15 protein-coding genes are annotated in these 21,589 nt (G+C 40.3%); 11 read left to right on the top strand and 4 right to left on the bottom strand.

Features of this window, described 5'->3' with window-relative positions:
- Nucleotides 1-9 precede the first annotated feature (9 nt).
- On the top strand, nt 10-2,553 hold the full coding sequence (locus BacF7301_RS03355) for a glycoside hydrolase family 31 protein (protein ID WP_167960194.1): 2,544 nt from the start codon (nt 10-12) through the stop codon (nt 2,551-2,553).
- Between the two features lie 530 nt (nt 2,554-3,083).
- Here BacF7301_RS03355 and BacF7301_RS03350 read toward each other — a convergent pair.
- The 4 genes from BacF7301_RS03350 to xerD all read right to left on the bottom strand — a co-directional run bounded on the left by BacF7301_RS03350 (nt 3,084) and on the right by xerD (nt 8,612).
- Complete coding sequence (locus BacF7301_RS03350; protein ID WP_167960192.1) at nt 3,084-4,622, bottom strand: YifB family Mg chelatase-like AAA ATPase; 1,539 nt, start codon at nt 4,620-4,622, stop codon at nt 3,084-3,086.
- A 13-nt stretch (nt 4,623-4,635) separates the two neighbouring features.
- Nucleotides 4,636-5,709, bottom strand: a complete 1,074-nt coding sequence (locus BacF7301_RS03345; RefSeq protein WP_167960190.1) for a TlpA disulfide reductase family protein — start codon at nt 5,707-5,709, stop codon at nt 4,636-4,638.
- Between the two features lie 112 nt (nt 5,710-5,821).
- Nucleotides 5,822-7,516 carry a tetratricopeptide repeat protein gene (locus BacF7301_RS03340; RefSeq protein WP_167960188.1) on the bottom strand — a complete coding sequence of 565 codons (1,695 nt, stop codon included), beginning with the start codon at nt 7,514-7,516 and terminating at the stop codon, nt 5,822-5,824.
- A gap of 136 nt (nt 7,517-7,652) precedes the next feature.
- Nucleotides 7,653-8,612, bottom strand: a complete 960-nt coding sequence (xerD, locus tag BacF7301_RS03335; protein ID WP_167960186.1) for a site-specific tyrosine recombinase XerD — start codon at nt 8,610-8,612, stop codon at nt 7,653-7,655.
- Nucleotides 8,613-8,684: 72 nt separating this feature from the next.
- Between xerD and aroQ the strand changes: the two genes are divergently transcribed.
- From aroQ to BacF7301_RS03285, 10 genes are all read left to right on the top strand, one after another.
- Nucleotides 8,685-9,107, top strand: coding sequence for a type II 3-dehydroquinate dehydratase (aroQ, locus tag BacF7301_RS03330; RefSeq protein WP_167960184.1), 423 nt, complete (start codon nt 8,685-8,687; stop codon nt 9,105-9,107).
- Between the two features lie 29 nt (nt 9,108-9,136).
- Entirely contained in the window at nt 9,137-10,594 is a 1,458-nt protein-coding gene (gene pyk, locus BacF7301_RS03325; RefSeq protein WP_167960182.1) for a pyruvate kinase, read from the top strand.
- A 12-nt stretch (nt 10,595-10,606) separates the two neighbouring features.
- Nucleotides 10,607-11,245 (top strand): O-methyltransferase, encoded by a 639-nt coding sequence (locus BacF7301_RS03320; RefSeq protein WP_167960180.1) that lies wholly within the window; start codon nt 10,607-10,609, stop codon nt 11,243-11,245.
- Between the two features lie 12 nt (nt 11,246-11,257).
- Nucleotides 11,258-11,590 carry a 30S ribosome-binding factor RbfA gene (gene rbfA / locus BacF7301_RS03315; RefSeq protein WP_167960178.1) on the top strand — a complete coding sequence of 111 codons (333 nt, stop codon included), beginning with the start codon at nt 11,258-11,260 and terminating at the stop codon, nt 11,588-11,590.
- Nucleotides 11,591-11,607: 17 nt separating this feature from the next.
- Complete coding sequence (locus BacF7301_RS03310; protein ID WP_167960176.1) at nt 11,608-12,834, top strand: FtsX-like permease family protein; 1,227 nt, start codon at nt 11,608-11,610, stop codon at nt 12,832-12,834.
- Between the two features lie 137 nt (nt 12,835-12,971).
- On the top strand, nt 12,972-13,523 hold the full coding sequence (locus tag BacF7301_RS03305) for an RNA polymerase sigma factor (RefSeq protein ID WP_167960174.1): 552 nt from the start codon (nt 12,972-12,974) through the stop codon (nt 13,521-13,523).
- 162 nt (nt 13,524-13,685) lie between these two features.
- The gene (locus BacF7301_RS03300; RefSeq protein WP_167960172.1) at nt 13,686-14,801 is read left to right on the top strand and encodes a FecR family protein; all 1,116 of its coding nucleotides are present in this window, start codon (nt 13,686-13,688) and stop codon (nt 14,799-14,801) included.
- Nucleotides 14,802-14,959: 158 nt separating this feature from the next.
- On the top strand, nt 14,960-18,361 hold the full coding sequence (locus tag BacF7301_RS03295; RefSeq protein ID WP_167960170.1) for a TonB-dependent receptor: 3,402 nt from the start codon (nt 14,960-14,962) through the stop codon (nt 18,359-18,361).
- Nucleotides 18,362-18,372: 11 nt separating this feature from the next.
- Complete coding sequence (locus BacF7301_RS03290; protein ID WP_167960168.1) at nt 18,373-20,307, top strand: RagB/SusD family nutrient uptake outer membrane protein; 1,935 nt, start codon at nt 18,373-18,375, stop codon at nt 20,305-20,307.
- A gap of 28 nt (nt 20,308-20,335) precedes the next feature.
- The gene (locus BacF7301_RS03285) at nt 20,336-21,577 is read left to right on the top strand and encodes a SusE domain-containing protein (protein ID WP_167960166.1); all 1,242 of its coding nucleotides are present in this window, start codon (nt 20,336-20,338) and stop codon (nt 21,575-21,577) included.
- Nucleotides 21,578-21,589: the final 12 nt, after the last annotated feature.

Here is a 21,589-nt window from a genome sequence, read left to right as displayed (position 1 = left end):
AAAAATGTTATGAAAAAGAAATTACTACTGAGTTTGCTCTGTATTTTACAAAGTTTTCTATTTGCATTGCAAGCACAAAACACACAACGGAATATCGCATATACGGATGATAACGTGAGATTCACAGTCATCTCCGATGGAACTCTCCGCTTGGAATATGCTCCGGATGGGAAATTTGTGGATGACAGGTCCCATATCGCTATCAATCGTCTGTATCCTCAAACGGATTACAAGTTAAAAACAAGAGGTGGATGGGTTGAAATAACGACTTCTAAGATGAAGATGCGTTATAAGAAAAACAGCGGACAGTTCACGGATAAGAACTTAATCATCACCGCTGCTAAAGAAATGCTGCCTTTTTCCTGGAAACCCGGTATGCAACAGAAGGGTAACTTGAAAGGTACTTATCGTACATTGGATGGCATGGACGGTGATACGCAGACACAGACTTGGGTGGCGGACACAAAGAAGGGTGATAAACTGAAACTGGAAGATGGTCTGCTGGCTACAGACGGCTGGACTTTCATTGATGACTCACAAGGGCTTCTGTTTGATGATGATAAGGATTGGGATTGGGTGAAAGAGCGTCCGGCTAATGGTGGGCAGGACTGGTACTTCATGGCTTATGGGCATGATTATAAAGCGGCTCTGAAAGATTATACCCTTTTTGCCGGAAAAGTGCCATTGCCGCCCCGCTATGCGTTCGGTTACTGGTGGTCACGCTATTGGTTGTATTCTGATAAGGAATTCCGCAACCTGATTGACAATTTCCATACGTATCAGATTCCTTTGGATGTATTGGTCGTAGATATGGACTGGCACTATACGGAACAAGGAAAAGGCGGCTGGACTGGTTGGACCTGGAACAGAGACTTATTCCCGGATCCGAAGGGATTCCTCGGATACCTCAAACAAAATGACGTGAAAATAACCCTCAACCTGCACCCGGCAGATGGAGTGGCTTCTTATGAAGAGAAATATCCCGGACTGGCAAAGGACATGGGAGTTGACCCTCAGTCCAAACAGACGATTCCATGGATAAACTCAGATAAGAAGTTTATCAAGAATATGTTCAAGAATGTATTGACTCCGATGGAGAAAGACGGAGTTGATTTCTGGTGGCTGGATTGGCAGCAAGGGATATATGACCCGAAAGTGAAGAATTTGAGTAATACCTGGTGGATCAATTACGCATTCTTCAGCCAAATGGAAAAGAACAGGGATACGCGTCCGATGCTGTACCATCGTTGGGGCGGTTTGGGAAATCACCGTTATCAGGTTGGTTTCTCTGGGGATGCGGTTGTGTCATGGAAATCATTGGATTTTCAGCCTTATTTCAACTCTACGGCTTCTAATGTATTGTATGGCTATTGGAGCCATGACTTGGGCGGACATATCGGCGAAAGTATCGATCCGGAAATGTACACTCGTTGGCTGCAGTTCGGAGCTTTAAGCCCGATTATGCGTACACACTCTCAAAAGAGTGCCGGTTTGAATAAGGAACCGTGGGTGTTTAACAAAGAGTATTGTGATATTCTTCGTAAGACAATCCGGCAGCGTTATGAGATGGCTCCGTATATTTACACAATGGCTCGTAAAGGGTATGATGAAGGATTGTCACTTTGTCGGCCGATGTACTATGACTATCCGGAAAGTAAAGAGGCTTATGAATTCCGCAGTGAATATATGTTTGGAGATGATATTCTGGTTGCTCCCGCTACGGCTCCGGCAAAGGATGGTTATGTACAGGTGCGTGCATGGTTGCCCGAAGGTGAGTGGTATGAAATGCATACCGGTACTTTGCTGAAAGGCGGTCAGGTTGTGGAACGTCCTTTTGCTATCGACGAATATCCGATTTATGTAAAAGCAGGCGCTGTATTGCCAATGTACACAAGCAAAGTAATGAACTTGAATGGCAATGATGAAGAAGTTGTAATTACTGTATTCCCCGGTGGAAATGGGACGTCTTCCTTTAGTTTCTACGAGGATAATGGAAACGATAAGAATTATGCGTCAGAATATGCTGTGACCAAACTGGCGGCTTCCCGCCAGGGACAGGAACAAACAATTGTTATCGGTAAGCGTGAAGGACAATATCAGAATATGCCTGCTTCCCGTTCTTTTAAAGTGAAAGTGCTTTCATCGCTTGTTCCGCAATCCGTCACCGTCAACGGACAACCTGCAAAATACGAGTACTTGGGTGAAGAATTTGCCCTTTCTGTTGATTTGCCGGTTTTGTCTTGCGATCAGGAAAAGGTCATTAAAATAGTTTATCCTGCGGAAACGGCTGATATGAACGGTTTATTGGGCGCATCGAGACGAGTTGCCAAATCTATGGAGCAGTTGAAATATCGTGATTCATATATTTGCTTTAAAGAAGAATTTGGCAAGATGGGAAGCCTTAGCGAAGCGATAACTTATTCACCGGAAAAAATATCTTCCCTGGTTTCCGATTTCTGGAAAAGTTATCATGAATTTCCGGAAGTTCTGAAACGCCAAGGCGTGAATGACGATAATAAAGCATGGTTCTTGCAGTCTATTTGCTGGAAATAAGAGTATAGATGAACAGAATAATGAAGAGGAAATCCTTTTCGGACACTTTCCTCTCTTGTTTTTCAGGCTGAAACTTGTCAAGGGCTTGACAAATGCATTTTAATGTTGTATCTTTGTAGTTCAAGGAAATGGATTTCTGCCTGATAATAAATGAAAAATTAGATAAAAATGAATATAGAAGTAGTATAATATAGTGACAATTCTCCTCTCTCTTCTTGGGATATACCAAAAGATGGAGTGTCTGATATAGGCTAAGGCTGCGAATTTTATGGGATTCGCAGCCTTTTTTGTTGTAAAAGATGGACGATAAAGGTCGAATTTACAATTTGAGAATTTATAATAAACTTGGATACCGTTTATAATAAACTACTCAAAAGTTTATTATAAATGCACCATACGTTTGTGTGCTAAGCTGTAATTATTTTTGCTAGAACGTATTCCCTTGTGTGGTATCTCTCAAGTTTGAGGTAATTATAGTATACAAATAGTGTAGTATCTTACTTTTACAAGATGGAGCGGAAGGAGACTCTCTATCCTGCCCAGTTCTCCCTATCCAGATTCCGATAACTTATGGCTTCTGCCAAATGGGAGGGAAGTATTTGTTCGCTTTCCTCTAAATCGGCAATAGTCCGTGCCACCTTTAGTATCCGGTCGTATGCGCGGGCAGAGAGATTGAGCCGTTCCATTGCATTTTTCAGTAAGGCGAGTCCCTTGTCATCCGGGCGGGCATATAGTGATAGTAACTTACTGTTCATCTGTGCATTACAATAGATGCCGGAGCATCCGGTATAACGCTTCTCCTGTATCTGGCGGGCTTTGATGACCCGTTCGCGGATGGATGCGCTGGATTCTCCTCTTCGTTGGTCGGAAATCTTATCAAAAGGGACCGGGATGATTTCAATCTGAATATCAATCCTGTCAAGCAAAGGGCCGGAAATCTTATTTAAGTATTTCTGTACCTGTCCGGGGCTACATACGCAAGCCTTCGTGGGGTGATTGTAATATCCGCAAGGGCAAGGATTCATCGAAGCTACCAATGTGAAACTGGCAGGATAGTCTACACTGCTTTTTACACGTGAGATGGTGATTCGTCTGTCTTCCAGTGGCTGTCGTAGTACTTCGAGTACGTTTTTAGAAAATTCCGGGAGTTCGTCAAGAAATAAAATCCCGTTATGAGCCAGGCTTATTTCTCCCGGTTGGGGAAAGCTGCCGCCACCTACCATTGCAGATTGCGAGATTGTATGGTGGGGAGATTGAAACGGACGTTGGGTTATTAACGAAGAGTTCCGGTTCAACTTTCCGGCTACCGAGTGTATCTTGGTCGTTTCAAGACTTTCTCCCAGCGAGAGTGGGGGGAGGATAGACGGTAGCCGTTTAGCCATCATTGATTTTCCGCTTCCCGGAGCACCTACCATAATTATATTATGTCCGCCGGCAGCGGCTACTTCCAATGCCCTTTTTACATTCTCCTGCCCTTTTACATCGGCGAAATCAAACTCAAAGTTACTTTGTTGGGCGTAGAACTCTTCCCGTGTATTGACAATGGTCGGCTCTAATTCTCGTTCGTTATTGAAGAATTCAATAACTTCTTTGATATTGCTGACTCCGTAGACTTTCAGTTGATTGACAACAGCGGCTTCACGTGCGTTCTGCTGTGGGATAATTAATCCTTCAAAACCATCTTCTCTAGCTTTGATGGCAATGGGGAGTGCTCCTTTGATGGGTTGTATGCTTCCGTCGAGACTTAGCTCTCCCATTAGTAAGTAGCGGGAGAATTTCTCGGATGATATGGTTCCGCTGGCGCCTAGCAGACCGATAGCAAGTGGTAAGTCGTAGGCTGAACCTTCTTTGCGGATATCTGCCGGTGCCATGTTGACGACCAAGTTACTGGTCGGCATCTTGTAACCATTGACCTGCAAAGCGGAAATAATACGTTGGTGGCTTTCTTTGACCGCAGAATCCGGAAGGCCGACGAGATAGAACATACAGCCACGCGAGCTGTTTACTTCGATTGTGATGAGTGTTGCATCAATACCTTGAACAGCCGCTCCGAATACTTTAATTAACACGTTTGGTTGCTGGTTATTTTTTCTTTTTGTTGTCTTTCTTGTCTTTTTCTTCTGCCGCGGAAACGACTTCCTCGATTTTCTTTTTCAACTCTTCTCCACGAAGATTCTTTGCCAGAATCTTGCCGTCTGCTGATAGGAGAATATTAGTTGGTATCTGTTTGACGGAGTATTGTTTGGCAACTTCTGAGTTAAGTCCGCCGAAATCACATACTTGTTCCCAGTCCAGTGTATCACGCTTGATGGCATCTTTCCATTGTTCCTTGTCTACGTCGAATGAAATGCCGAGCATGCCTACATACTTATTCTTCTTATATTTTTTATAGAGCTCTTTTAGCTCGCTGTTACTGCGGTAGTTGGAAGCACTGTCATTCCAGGAAGCCCAAAAGTTGATTAGCAGATTTTTCTTTTTGAAATCTTCGGATGAACGGGTTATCTTTACTCCTTTTGCATTGGGGAGGCTGAAGAACGGTGCATATTTCCCAATTTCCGTTTTTTCCGCTTGTGAGATGCTTTCGTTCAGCCGTTCGATATAAAGTTTATCTTGCAATATACCTGTCATGACTTCAATCAGCTTCTTTATCTTATTGAAATCGGGGGACTCCTTTTGGACAAAGTATTTGTCTAAAAGGTAGAGACTGACAAAGGAAGAATGGTGCTGTTTTATAAATTCCTCCGCTTTTTGTTCTAATGCTTGTTCGGACGGGGTACCCAGCTCATTTAGTTCTTTCTGGAAAGCTGTAAATTCTTGATTGTATATATTCCCGTCGATAGTCAGAACTTCGGGGTTGCTGATGTCTCCTTTAATCTTGATCTTATTTCCTTTATCAAGGAATATGGGGTATTCAGTCTGATTCTTGATGAGAAGAAAAGCTGAAGTAACCGTATCTATCGGAGTTGAATAAGAGAATTTATCGTTTTTCACAAAAATAGTATCTATACGGTCACGTATCTCGTCCATTCCATATAGATAAAGCGTATCTGTACCCAGTCCCTTGATTTCTCCGGCTATGCTCACTTCTTTTTGGGAAGTCTTGCCACAACCGGATAAACAGATGGCTATAAGGATTAAAATGCTGCTCTTTTTCATTGTTTTGATTTCTTTTCTGCGAAAGTACGGTTTTTACGGATAAAAAAAAAGAATTGCCCGTCATTTATAATGACAGGCAATTCTTAATATTTAAAATAGAGTGGTAATTCTATTATTTAACGATGCTCATGAAATCTGCATTTGTGAAGTATTTTGCAAATTCCAGGTCAGTAGCTGCTTTCTTAGCTAATGAAGAATCTTTAGCAACTGCGCTCTTCAAGCTGCTTGTTACCATAGAAGAATTGTTAGTTCTAGCACCTAAAACTGCCATCAGGTAGTCTGTGTAAGCATCCGGTCTTTCTACGTTAGCCAAAGTGTTTTTAGCTTTGTTGTAGTCCTTAGCAAGGATCTGAGCCAAAGCGGCACTGTTGGTCTTAGAGTCACCGAATGAGTTTACTGCTCTTTCATATTGACCTTGAGCGATGTACAGGTTACCCATAGATTCGCCAAGTTCTTTAGTTCCGGCAGCTTTACCGAATGATGCTTCTGCAGCAGCTTTGTCACCCTTCATCAAAGCGATCAAACCTAAGTTCATGTTAACTTCAGGAGTAGCGTTTACGCTGGCAGCTTTCTTGAAGTAAGATTCTGCTTTGTCAATGTTACCAGCCTGGTAAGCTAATTTACCCAAGTTGTTGTAAGCGCGGTAATCGTTCGGGAATTGTTTTGTAGCCTGAGCGTAGATAACTTCTTGTTTTGCAGGATCGTTAGTCAGTGTTGCAGCGTACAGCAACTCTTCGATATTCAATTCTGAAGGATTAGAAGAAGCCAGTTTAGCGATTTCTTCGTCAGACTTACCGATGATTTCGTAGTTCAATGTCAAACGAGAACGACGCAACTGAGGAAGGATTTCGTCAGCCAAAGTCTTGTAAACAGAAGAAATGTTTTTGATTTCTTGTTCTCTCTGTGCAGGATCCTGGTACATTGACAATACGCGGAGAATCAACTCTTTGTCTTGGATGTTGGATTTAGAAACCAGTTCTTGGAAACCTTCCCAGTCCTGTGCAGTATATTTAGCGTCAACCGGAGCTTCGATTTTTGCTTTCTTCAGGTCTTTGTTCAACATCTTGGTTGTGTTGCTTTCACGGTTTTCAGCAAGAGTAGTATTTAAGCTTACACCACCATCAGGAGAAGCATATGAAGATACTTCGATGTTGCTGATCTTCTTGTTGGCAGCTTCGTTTACGTTAGCAACTTCTTTGTTGAATTCTTTAGCAGTCTTCAACTCGCTTGAACGAATGTTAGCTTGTTGGATCAAGAACATGATGTTAGCATCGTGCTTTTCTTTGATGATACGTTGGAAAGCGTCTTCGCCCAGTGCAGGGTTTGCGTTACCTAATGTATTGTTCACCAACTCAGAAGTAGAAATTACACCATCAGCTACTTTCACAGCAGGGATAGTAACCACTTTCTTACCGATAGTAGCTTTAAATTCGAGGTACAATTCTGACTTAGCCATTTCAGGAACATAGTCGAAAGAAGTTTTCATTGTGTAGCTACCACCCATCTTGTAAGAGATAGATTGATCGTTACCTTCTACTTTTTCGCCTTGGAAAGTAGCTGGTTGGCCTTTAGCTTCGCCGCCATTCCATTTCAAAACCGGAGTAACTTCTACAACAGCTTTCTTGTTGAAATACTTTTCAGGAAATTTACCATTGATGGTAGCAGGAACTTTACCTCCTACTGCCTCCAACACCTGCGGAGTAACAGTGAAGTAATCAGCTGACAGTGGACCCATTTTTTTGTTGCAAGAAGAGAATAATGCAACAATCATTGCCATGAGTAAAGGCAAGTACAACTTCTTAGTCATTTTAGGTATAAATTAAATGTTTGTAATTGAAATTTCGCCTATTCGCAAACCTCTTTCTGTTCAGCACGGAAAAAGTAACGCAAAGATATTAATTCTTAATATAATTATATGGATAGAGGGGCGATTTTATCATAATTTAATGAAATAACGACTCTTTTTCTTTCCGATACTTGATATTTCGGGGATGATGCTCAATAATCTCACTACGAAGCATGTTACGGTCGATGTGCGTATAAATTTCGGTGGTTGCAATGGACTCATGGCCAAGCATACATTGAATGGCTCGCAAATTGGCACCACCTTCCAGTAAATGAGTGGCAAAGGAATGCCGGAAAGTGTGCGGACTGATATTCTTGGTTATGCCTGCCTTTTGCGCTAATTCTTTTATCATGTGGAAGATCATGATTCGGGAAAGTCCTTTGCCTCTCCGCTGGCTGACGAAAACGAAATCTTCGTGCCCTTTCTTTACTTCTATTTGGTTACGGTCTGTAATGTAAAGTTTTATTTCGCTAATTGCCCGGGGAGAGATGGGGACAAGGCGTTGTTTGCTTCCCTTCCCTTCCACTTTGATGAAGCCTTCGTCGAAGTAAAGATCGGACAATTTGAGGTTGACAAGTTCTGAAACACGAAGTCCGCAACTGTATAATGTTTCCAGAATGGCCCTGTTCCGTTGTCCTTCGGCTTTGCTGCGGTCAACGGCGGAGATGATCCGGTCGATTTCTTCTACTGTTAATACTTCGGGGAGCTTGAAGCCAAGCTTAGGACCTTCCAGTAGCTCGCTGGGGTCTGCCTCCAGATACTCTGCCATGATGAGAAAACGGAAGAATGACTTGATTCCCGATAAGATGCGGGCTTGTGAACGGGGATGGATGCCTATGTCGTGCAGTCCGGCTGCAAAGCGTTGAAGGTCAGACAGGCAGACATCTAGTACGTCTATCTCTTCCAGTATCAGAAAACTCATCAGTTTGTCCAGATCCGTGAGATAGGCATCCAGCGTGTTGGGTGATAAGGACTTTTCGAGTTTGAGATACTGCTGATACTTCCTGATTATCAGTGCTTGTTGCTCCTTCTTCTTCTTTTTTTCGTTGATTTCCATTTCTTTTTTCTACCTTTGTAGCCTGAAATATTGTTCTTTGGATACAAAGGTATAAAAAAACAGGATTGCGCGATGAAGATACAAATTATTAATGGCCCGAATATTAATCTGTTGGGTAAGCGTGAACCTTCCATTTACGGAAGCGTTACATTTGAAGATTATCTGGCTGAACTTCGCAAAAAATATGCTGACGTGGAGATCGGCTATTTTCAATCGAACATTGAGGGAGAAATGATAGACTGCATTCAGCAAACAGGATTTGATGTGGATGGTATTATTCTGAATGCCGGCGCATATACGCATACTTCTATTGCTTTGCAGGATGCCATTCGCTCGGTGACGGCTCCGGTGATTGAGGTGCATATCTCTAATGTGCATAGCCGGGAGGATTTCCGGCATGTATCTATGATCGCTTGTGCTTGTAAAGGAGTGATTTGCGGCTTCGGGCTGAATTCATATCGTTTGGCTTTGGAAGCGTTGTTAGAGAATAAATAAGGTATAATATATAAATAGGTAGAAAGACTATGTTATTGAAACAGACTAAAATTGTGGCTTCCATCTCGGATAGGCGTTGCGATGTGGATTTTATAAAACAGCTGTTTGAAGCTGGAATGAATGTGGTGCGTATGAATACTGCGCATGCCAGCCGTGAAGGCTTTGAAGCTTTGATTGCAAATGTGCGCACTGTGTCCAATCGTATTGCGATTCTAATGGATACAAAAGGACCGGAGGTTCGTACGACAGCTAATGCTGAACCGATTCCATATAAAATAGGTGAGAAAGTGAAGATTGTCGGCAATCCAGAACTTGAAACTACTCGTGAATGTATCGCCGTTTCATATCCTAATTTCGTGCATGACTTGAATATTGGCGGCACAATTCTGATTGATGACGGTGACCTGGAACTGGAAGTTATTGATAAGACTGCTGATTATCTGCTTTGTGAAGTGAAGAACGAAGCTACTTTGGGCAGCCGCAAAAGCGTGAATGTGCCGGGTGTTCGTATCAATCTTCCTTCATTGACAGAGAAAGACCGCAATAATATCCTTTATGCGATTGAGAAGGACATAGACTTTATCGCCCACTCATTCGTGCGCAACCGTCAGGATGTGCTTGATATTCGTGCAATTCTGGATGCTCACAACAGTGATATCAGAATTATTGCTAAAATAGAGAATCAGGAAGGTGTGGATAATATTGACGAAATCCTTGAAGTGGCTGATGGTGTGATGGTTGCCCGTGGTGACTTGGGCATCGAAGTACCACAGGAACGTATACCGGGAATCCAACGCGTATTGATTCGTAAATGTATCCTGGCTAAGAAACCGGTGATTGTTGCCACACAGATGCTTCATACAATGATTAACAACCCTCGTCCGACTCGTGCGGAGGTTACTGATATTGCGAACGCGATTTATTATCGTACAGACGCTTTGATGTTGAGCGGTGAGACTGCCTATGGTAAGTATCCGGTGGATGCGGTAAAAACGATGACTAAAATCGCGGCTCAGGCTGAAAAGGATAAACTGGAAGAGAATGACATTCGTATCCCATTGGATGAGAATAGCAATGATGTAACAGCGTTCCTTGCCAAACAGGCTGTGAAAGCTACCTCTAAATTGAAGATACGTGCTATCATAACTGACAGTTATAGTGGGCGTACTGCCCGTAATCTGGCTGCTTTCCGTGGGAAATATCCGGTGTTGGCTATCTGTTATAAGGAAAAAACGATGCGTCATCTGGCTCTTTCTTACGGAGTGGAAGCTATCTATATGCCGGAATTGGCAAACGGACAGGAATATTATTTCGCTGCATTGCGCCGATTGTTGAAAGAAGGACGCCTGCAGCCAACTGACATGGTAGGATATTTGAGTAGTGGTAAAGCGGGTACAAAGACTTCATTCTTGGAAATCAATGTAGTAGAGGACGCATTGAAACATGCGGATGAAACCGTATTGCCTAATAATAACCGTTATCTGTAAAAGCAGGGCTTTATGCAAGAGACTGAATCTATTGACGAATATATTTTGCAACATATTGATCCCGAAAGTGACTATTTGAAGTCACTTTACCGGGATACGCATGTAAAGCTGCTTCGTCCCCGTATGGCTTCCGGGCATTTGCAGGGGCGGATGTTGAAAATGTTTGTAGGGATGGTTCAGCCTCGTCAGATATTGGAAATCGGAACGTATAGCGGATATTCCGCTCTTTGCCTGGCAGAAGGACTGCCGGAAGGTGGAATGTTGCATACGTTCGAGATAAATGATGAGCAAGAGGACTTTACCCGCCCGTGGCTGGAGAAATCGCCGTATGCAGGTAAAATCCGTTTTTATATTGGTGATGCCTTAGAACTTGTTCCAAACTTAGGTGTTACCTTTGATATGGCTTTTATCGATGGTGATAAGCGTAAGTATATCGAATATTACGAAATGACGTTGACACATCTTTCTGAGGGTGGATACATTATTGCTGATAATACACTATGGGATGGTCATGTGTTGGAACAGCCTCGTAGCAACGATGCCCAGACAATTGGAATAAAGGCTTTCAATGATCTTGTTGCCGCAGATAAACGAGTGGAGAAAGTGATATTACCCTTGCGTGATGGGTTAACAATTATAAGAAAAAAATGAAGGAGTAGATTTATGGAAACAACAAGACAGAATAAGATCTCTCGCCTGTTGCAAAAGGAGTTAAGCGAGATATTCCTGCTTCAGACAAAAGCAATGCCGGGTATATTGGTATCTGTTAGTACAGTTCGTATCAGCCCTGATATGAGTATTGCCCGTGTTTATCTCAGTGTCTTTCCGTCAGAGAAAGCAGAAGAAATGGTGAGGAATATAAATGATAATATGAAGTCCATTCGTTATGAATTGGGTACTCGTGTCCGTCATCAATTACGTATTATCCCCGAACTGAAATTCTTCGTGGATGATTCATTGGATTATATCGAGAAGATTGATTCATTGCTGAAGTAAAATAATTCATAGCAGAGGTGAATTTCCCCTTCTATATAGCCCGGCGTTATCTTTTTTCAAAAAAGAAGCATAATGCCATTAATATCATATCCGGCATTTCTGTGTGTGGAGTGGCTCTTGCTACGCTTGCGCTGGTTTGCACACTTTCCGTATTTAATGGATTTCAGGATATGGTGGCTAGTTTCTTTACCGCATTCGATCCGCAACTGAAAATCACTGTCCGTGAAGGGAAAGTCTTTGACGGGCAGGACGAACGGATTCGTGCAGTCTGTGCGCTTCCTGAAATTGATGTCTTTACGGAAACGCTTGAAGAGAATGCGATGGTGCAGTATAAAGACCGCCAAGCTATGGTTGTATTGAAGGGGGTAGAGGATAATTTTGAAGAATTGACCGCCATTGATAGTATCCTCTATGGCGCAGGTGAATTTCTTTTGCATGACTCAATTGTGAATTATGGCGTGATGGGAGTAGAATTAGTATCGACTTTAGGTACCGGTTTACAATTTGTCGATCCTCTCCAGATTTATCTTCCCAAACGGAATGCCAAAGTAAACATGGCAAACCCCGGCGCATCCTTTAATCGTGATTATCTTTATTCTCCCGGTGTCGTATTTGTAGTAAACCAACAGGAGTATGATGGAAAATATATTCTGACCTCTCTTGCTTTCCTTCGTCAATTGCTGGACTATACAACGGAAGTATCTGCTATGGAACTGAAACTAAAACCTGATGCGAATATTTCATCTGTACAATCTAAAATAGAAAAAATACTCGGCAATGATTTTGTAGTTCAGAACCGCTCTCAGCAACAAGCTGATGTTTTCCGTATTATGGAGATAGAGAAACTGATTTCCTATTTATTTCTGACCTTTATCTTAATGATTGCCTGTTTCAATGTGATCGGTTCTCTTTCCATGTTGATTTTGGACAAGAAAGATGATGTTGTGACTTTACGTAGTCTTGGAGCTGACGACAAACTTATTTCCCGTATCTTTCTATTTGAAGGTCGGCTTATTTCTCTTTTTGGTGCTGTCACCGGCATTGTCTTAGGACTGCTCCTTTGCTTCATCCAGCAGAAGTTTGGTGTAATTTCGCTTGGTGGAGGTGGTGGGACTTTTGTAGTGGACGCCTATCCGGTAAGTGTTCATGCTTGGGATGTAGTGCTTGTCTTTGTAACAGTTTTAGCTGTTGGCTTCCTTTCCGTCTGGTATCCGGTACGCTATTTAAGTAAGCGACTCCTATAATCGGGTATTATAGTATTTATTGTAGAAACTTTTCTATAATTGATAACTTTTTATTCGATGTTTATTTTTATATTTCCTAATATACTACTATATTTGAACCAATTTTGTTAATTAGAAATAATCTGTAAAACACTTCCGTGAAACTTGAAAGTAATGACATAGACAGAATTATGAACGGTGACGAGGCGGCTTTTTGTCGTTTTATGGAATGTCATTCTTCACGTTTATATCATTATGTTTATGCTCTGATTGGTCAAAAGGAACCGGCTGAAGAGGTTGTAAGTGATGTTTTCTATGAAGTTTGGAAAAATAGAAGTGGTTTGGCTGAAATAGAAAACATGAATGCCTGGATACAAACAATAACTTACCGGAAGGCTATTTCTTATCTGAGGAAAGAAACAGGAAAAGCTGAAGTCTTACTTGATGATATAGGAGACTTTATATTCGCTCCGATTCAATCGCCGGACGAGGAAATGATAAGTAAGGAGGAGATGGAAAAAATAAATGATGCTATCCAAAAACTACCACCTAAATGTAAACACGTCTTTTTTTTAGCAAAAATTGAGGGATTGCCTTATAAAGAAATTGCTAATTTATTGGATATATCTGTGAAGACTATCAATAATCATATAGCTTTTGCTTTAGAAAAAATTGCTGAGAATCTCAATATTCGTTCTCGAAGATTATAATTTTATTTTATTTGTATTATATCTCTGATTATCAGATCCCTGATGAGGAAATTGATCTGCTTCTCGTATTTCTTTTGATGAATTTGAAAAAAAGTTTGTTTTAGGCTAGGAGATTTTTTTTGAGGTTGCGTCTTTAATAATAGAACAACATTAAAAAAGATTATGAACTTGAAAGAATACTTTCGCCTTGCTGGATTATTTGGTAAACTGAATTCTCAAGAAAAACTTGGGGATGATTTTACTATTATGCCTGAGGGTGAGAAACTAAGATTCTTTTGGGAAAGCTGCAAACAAGAAAAAATAGATGCTTCTTCCATTATAGAGAAAACACGCCTGAAAATACGAAAAGATGCAATGAGACGTAGAAGAAACTATTTCTTGATAACTTCTGCTTCTATTGCCGCTTCTATTCTAATTTGTATTTCGGCCATTTATTTTTTGAATCAAACTATAAATGATGATATTGATCTTCAAGCCATTGCAGAAGGAATGGACAGTCAGACTGTTGATGAAGTGACTCTCATAACTGCTAAAAAGCAATTGAACTTGGATGAAGATGCTTTTATCAAATATTCAAAAGAAGGGAAAGTTGCAGTGAATTCTCAGGTTATTAAAGAAGATGAGGAAAAAGTTAAGGATGAACAGGAATATAATCAGTTACTTGTCCCGCCCGGTAAGAGAGCACGGATAGAATTGTCAGATGGGACTCTTTTAATTGTAAACTCTCAATCTAAAGTCGTTTACCCTCGTTGTTTTAAGGGTGATATTCGTAAAATATACGCTCAAGGAGAGGTCTTTTTAGAGGTTGCTCATGATAAAAAACATCCTTTTATTGTTGAGTCCGAAGATTTTAACTTGCGGGTGTTAGGTACGAAGTTTAATATTTCCAATTATAAGGGGAGCGCAACTAATATTGTATTGGTAGAAGGCTCGGTAGAAGTTACAGATAAAAATGAGAAGAAAGCACAATTAGCTCCATGTGATTTGTTGAATATAGCTGGTGGGGCGATTGCTTATCAGAAAAAAGTGGATGTGGCTGAGTATATTAGTTGGGTAGATGGAATTATGCTATTGAATGGTAATGATTTGTCACAAATTATCCAGAAACTAAGTATCTATTATGGTATATCCATACAATGTGACCCGGTTGTGGGTAGTGAAAAGGTGTATGGAAAACTCGATTTGAAAGATGATATAGATGAGGTGATTGAATGTATTCAGCAGACACTGCCATTTACGATAGAAAAAAGTGATACTAGTATATACTTGAATAAATAAAAACTTTTTAATTAATCTTTTAAATATGCTTGCCTATGAAGAACAGACAACCGTTATGACACACAAAAAAAATCGGATAAATATTGCCGTATTTACCCGATATTAATTCCTTAGTTAAATCAATAAATCCAAAATTGTTAACCTAAAAAGAAATTTTTATGGTAAAGAAAAGTATTTTTTTACACTTAAAGAAAAGACTTAAGCTTTTTTGCATTATAAACGTCTTTTTTATGATTCCACTTTCTTCGTTCGGTGCTAACTCCATTCGTTGGAATTCCGAAGAAGATCTATTCTCTGTACAATATGAGAATGCTACAGTTAAAGATATTTTAGATTATATCGAAAAGCATAGTAAGTATATTTTTATTTACTCTGCAAATGTTCAAAGAAATCTGAATAACAAAGTCTCCATTTCAGTTTCCAATAAGAAAATAGATGCTGTATTGAAAGAATTGTTCTCTGAAACTGGGTTAAATTATAAGATGTCGGGAAGGCAGATTACAATTTCAGTTCCGGAAGCTCCTAAAGTACAGCAAGCTACACAACAAAAAGGTATAAAGGTAACAGGTAACGTTTCAGATGAAAAAGGCGAGCCGTTAATTGGTGTAACAATCATCTTAAAAAACGACTCTACAGTGCATTCATTGACGGATATGAATGGTAATTATAGTATCATTGTCCCAACAAAAAAGTCAGTTCTTTCTTTCCGTTATATAGGTTTTGTACCTAAGGAAGAAACTGTTGATAACCGGAAAGTGGTAAACGTACAGATGGTAGAAGATGTAGGACAGTTGGACGAAGTCGTAGTCGTAGCTTACGGTGCACAAAAGAAAGAGTCTGTAGTAGGATCTATTACTACAATTGAGCCTGCAAAACTCAAAGTGTCTACTAGTCGTTCGTTGAGTAATAACTTAGCGGGTACAGTTGCGGGTGTATTGGCTGTACAACGTTCTGGTGAACCAGGATATGATAATTCTACTTTTTGGATTCGTGGTATTAGTACTTTCCAGAAGGTGGGTGGTGACCCATTGGTATTGGTTGATGGAATTGAACGTGAATTAAATAATATTGATCCGGAAGAAATTGAATCTTTTTCAGTGCTGAAAGATGCTGCTGCTAGTGCTGTTTATGGGGTACGTGGTGCAAATGGCGTTATTTTGATTAATACAAAACGTGGACAAGTTGGTAAACCTCGAGTAACAGTAAAAGCTGAGTTTGCTGCGACACAACCTATAAAATTACCGGAATATATTGGAGCTGCTGACTATATGCAGTTATTGGATGATGTTTTAATTGATACAGGACAGAGACCTATATATACTGATAAAATCGCAAAAACACGGGCTAACTATGACCCGGATTTGTACCCGGATGTGGATTGGGTCGATGCAGTATCTAAAGATCATGCTTCCAATCAACGTGTGACAGTAGATATTTCTGGTGGTACAGAGATTTTACGTTATTCATTTGTGGCTGCAGTTTACAATGAACGTGGTATTTTGGAGCGTGATAAAAAACGTGAATGGGACCCTTCAATTAAACTGCAGAGATATAATGTTCGTTCAAATGTTGATTTAAAACTATCTCCTACTACACAGCTACGTTTTAATATCGGAGGATATTTGCAGGACCGTAATTCTACAACACAGAGTGTTAGTGAAATTTTTAATAGAGCTTTCCGCTCTGTTCCATTCCAGTTCCCTGCACAATATTCTACAGGACAGATTGCGGGAACTGAAGAATCTAATGTGTGGGCAATGGCAACCCAGATGGGATACCAGCGTACTAGCGCCAGTAAAATTGAAACATTATTTTCACTTGAGCAAGATCTGAAATTTATAACACCGGGATTAAAAGTTAAAGGTGTCTTTTCTTTTGACCGATACTCTACGGGAACAGTAAAGCGTTCAACGAAACCTGATATATATAATGCAGCTTCCGGAAGAACAGAAGAGGGTGAATTAATGTTGACAAAAAAAGAAAACGGTAGTAATACATTGGGACATGAATCTACAGGAACCTATGGAACTAAAAGTCTTTATATGGAAGCGACATTATCCTATGATCATACATTTGCAGAAAAGCATGCAGTAGCCGGTATGTTGTTATTTAATCGTCGCCATTTTGATAAAGGGGAGAAATTACCTTATCGAACACAAGGTATGGCAGGACGTGCATCATATACATATTCAGGAAAATATATAGCGGAATTCAATTTTGGGTATAATGGTTCTGAGAATTTTGCTAAGGGGAAGCGTTATGGTTTCTTTCCTTCAGGCGCTATTGGCTGGATTGTTTCGGAAGAATCATTCATGCAGCCACTTCGTAAGACCATCTCAAAATTGAAATTACGTGCATCTTATGGGCAAACAGGTAATGCTACGTTGAATGGACGACGTTTTGCATATCTTTCTACTATCAACGATTCATGGGATGACTTGAAACAATACAACTGGGGCACCGAGAGCGGGTATAATCGTAATGGTATGGCTGAAGGTGAGTTTGCAGTACCCAATTTGACTTGGGAAGTAGTAAACAAAGCGAATGTAGGATTGGAGTTAGGATTATTAAATGGTATGGTAGACTTACAATTTGATTTGTTTGACGAACGTCGTCACAATATTTTTATGCCTCGTGAATCTATTCCAATAACTGCCGGATTTATAAAACAACCATGGGATAATTATGGTAAGATGAAGAATCAAGGGGCAGAGGTCACATTAAACATTAATAAACAGTTTAATAAAAATTTGTTTGTGAGTCTGATGGGGACACTTACATACGCTCATAATGAGATTACAGAAAAAGATGAGCCGGCAGCTGTTGTTGGTACCAATCGTGCACAAACAGGATATCCGACGGGGCAAAATAGAGGATATATCGCAGAGCGATTGTTTACGGATGATGACTTCGTTGATGTTGCGGCCGGAACATTGAAAGAAGGTATTCCAGCACAGACCTTTACAGCTAAATTACGTCCGGGAGATATTAAGTATGTAGATGTTAATCAAGATGGAAAAATAGATGCATTTGACGTATCTCCAATCGGGGGACCGATAAATCCGGAAATCGTTTATGGATTTGGCTTAAATATGAAGTGGAAAGATCTAGATTTCGGGGTATTATTCCAAGGAATCGGACGAACATGGAATATCCTTTCCGGTAATATTATTCCTGCATCAAATAAGGGTACGACCTATAATATTTTTACTAACTATCAAGACCGCTGGACTGTGGATAATCCTAGTCAGGATGTCTTCTATCCACGTTTAGATTATGGTACAAATGCTAATAATAGCCAAAGTTCTACATGGTGGTTGCGTAATATGAGTTTCCTACGTATGAAAAATATAGAATTAGGATATTCTTTACCGAAGAGATGGATGCAAAATATGTTGATCTCAGGAGCGCGTATTTTTGTTAGAGGCTCTAATCTACTGACATTCTCTAAGTTTGATTTGTGGGATCCGGAAGTAACATCGGATACTGGTGCTTCGAGGACCGGTGCAGTCTATCCGGCTATGAAATCTATATCAGCAGGTTTTGAGATTAAATTTTAAGAATTGATAGTATGAAAAATAAAATAAGAAAATTTATAGCATTAGGCATAGTTGCCATATTCTCTCTATCTTCTTGTTCTGACTATTTGGACAAAGAGCCGGATGATCAGCTGACATTGGAAACTGTATTTGAAAATAAAACAAATATGGAACGCTGGTTGGCTTATATATACAATGCTACTCCTAAATTCTATAATTATGATGGCGCAGATGCGGTAGCAGACGAATTGGCACCTTCTGTTGGTTGGGAATCACAAGGCTTTAAGGCTATTCTTTATCAGAATGGAAACTGGACATCTGCAAGCGGTGGCGTAATAAATTACTGGGAGACTTTTCCTATGCGTATTCGTCAAGCATACATTTTTATTAAATATGCGCATGCACTTCCTGATGTAACAGAAAAAGAAGTGAATTATATGAAAGCCGAATGTCGCTTTTTCATAGCTTACTTCCATGCTGTGATGGCTATGACTTATGGAGCTGTTCCTATTATTCGTGATGCTACAGAAGAGATTACAGGTGAAACCCTGTTGTTGAAGCAGGAGCCGTTCAATACAGTGGTGGATTGGGCTGCAAATGAATTGTTGGAAACGTCTAAATTGTTACCAGCTTATTATGATGAAGATAATAAATATGGACGTATTACTTCTATTATTTGTCTAGCTATGCGTGCCCGTCTGTTGACGTTTGCTGCTAGTCCTTTGGTGAATGGCAATCAAGACCCGGATATGGTGAATATGAAGAACTGTGATGGTGTGTCTATTTTTGATTCAACCTTCAAACCGGAACGTTGGAAGGCTGCTGTTGACGCTAATAAGTTGCTGATAGATGAGGCTGAAAAGGCGGGGCACAAATTGTATATTGAGACAATTGGAGATGATGTAGATGCATTTCAATCTTATCAGAATGCATTGATGTTACGTTATAACCAAGGAAATATGGAAATCCTTTTCCCTCGGACGTATGATGATGCAGGTTATTTTGACCGTCAGGCTAACCCTCGTAGTATGGGTGGTGCAGGTGCTATTGGTGTAACCCAATCACTGGTGGATGCGTTCTTTATGAGAAATGGTTTAGCACCTATCACGGGTTATACTAATGATGGAGCCACTCCAAATATAAACCCAGAGTCAGGATACAGTGAGACTGGATATTCTACAGTTGACGAGTCATATAAGACTACATGGATGTATGCTACAAAAGGTGGTACTGAACAGGAAACAGAGCATGTGATTGTTCCTAAAAATACATATAAAATGTATTGCGGTCGTGAACCTCGTTTTTATATATCAGTACTTTATAATGAAGAATACCACTGGGGAAAAGATAAGTCGAATGCAAAGAATAAGTTTGCCAACTTTTTCTCAGGTGGTGAAGATGGTGGCCCTTCGCATGACTCTCCTAGTGCAGGGTATTTGATACGTAAACGTGTTGATCCTTCTGCAATTCCGGCTTCTAGCAGTGGTACTTATAAAAAACGTCAAGGAGTTCTTTATCGCTTGGCAGAAGCTTATCTGAGCTATGCAGAATCATTATATGAATATAGTGTGGCAACAGGTACATATACGGATAATGAGACAGAAATCCTTGATTATATAAATAGAGTCCGTTATAGAGCGGGCATTCCTCAATATGGGAAAGGCATGGATCAAATACCTGTCACAGAAGCTCAATTACGCGATTTGATTCGTCGTGAAAGACGCGTAGAATTGAACTGTGAGGCTGGAATACGTTTTGATGACTTACGTCGTTGGAAAGAAGCCGAAACAGCTTTGAACGGAAAATTCTATGGAATGAATGCTTTGGCTAAGAGTACCGAAAGAGATGAATATTATAAACGTACCCTCTATCAAACTAGGAGATTTATTAGTTATTGGTGGCCGATTCCTCAAGATGATATTGATAAGAATACTAATCTGAGACAATTACCGGGATGGTGGAGATAATGTTTTATTTAAGTAAACAATGATAAGTATGAGAAAAATTATATCATTTTATAATATACTGCCGTTATTTGTTCTGACTTGTTTAAGTGCATGCAATGATGATGATAATGTGAACAACAGTGATTTCTTTGCTGCTACGGAAACATTGGAAGTACATGCATCAAGTACAAATATCGAACTCGACGGTAACGAACCTAATAAGGTGGTTTTGACTTTTGATTGGACAGAAGCACGCCAGATGCCGGAAGAATATTCAGTCACTTATGTCACAAAGTTGGATATTGAAGGCAATGATTTTGCATCCAGTGTGCGCACAGAAGAGGATGAAGGTGTTTTTTCCAGAAGCTATACGACCGAGCAATTGCAGAAGCTGTTGGTAGAAAAGTGGGGAAGAACTTACACTAAACCTGCTACTTTGCAGTTTCGTGTACTTGCCAAATGGGATGGTGGTTCTAAATATGCGATGCCTGAAGTGAGAACAATCAATGTAGATGTTCGTCCTTATAAACCTATTGTGTTTGATGCCGATAAAGTATTCCTGGAAGGTGATGCGGTAGGTGCAGATAAAACACAAATGACACTGACACAGGAAAATGAATATCTGTATGCGGCTTTGTTGGATTTGAAACCGGGGGTCTTGAAGATACCTGTCGAGTTTGAAGGTGAGACTAATTATATCAGTCCCGAAAGTGGGGATGATGTTGCATTGTCAACCGATAAAATAGATACGCTATCTGTAGTCATGAGACAAAAAGGAAGTGCTGTCGGATGGAAGATTACAGAAACAGGTGAGCATCGCGTTGTTGTTGATATGCAAGCGAAAACTGTCGCTGTCTATCCGCCAAGTAAACAACTGGAACCATTGACACTCGAATGGCGATATAATGGAAGTGCTGCAGAAGATATAATAACTACTACTGTAACGAACTTGTGGTTGCATGGTAATATAAATGGCTGGGGTACACCTGTAGATGGGAACTTTACGCCAAGTTTGGCCGACCCGCAAGTACTTGTACATAAGGGTACTCCGATATCGGGAAGCCAAATAAAGTTCCTTATAGCAAATATAAGCGGTAAAGCAAATAATACTTATTGCTTCTCTCCTGCATTATTGAATGGGCTGCGCCAACAAAAGACGCTTACATATGGTGTGTCTCAGGCGATTACTGGAGGAGCTGATGGTGAACAGCGTAACTCATACTTTAATGTTCCGTCAAGTACTCTTGTTGTTTTAGACTTGCGAAATAAAAAGATTGTAGCATATAAATAATTTGAATTTATA

The sequence above is a fragment of the Bacteroides faecium genome (assembly GCF_012113595.1).
In the GTDB taxonomy this organism is placed as follows: domain Bacteria; phylum Bacteroidota; class Bacteroidia; order Bacteroidales; family Bacteroidaceae; genus Bacteroides; species Bacteroides faecium.
Note: the sequence above shows the minus strand (reverse complement) of the source record. Positions and strands in the feature narration are given on the sequence as shown.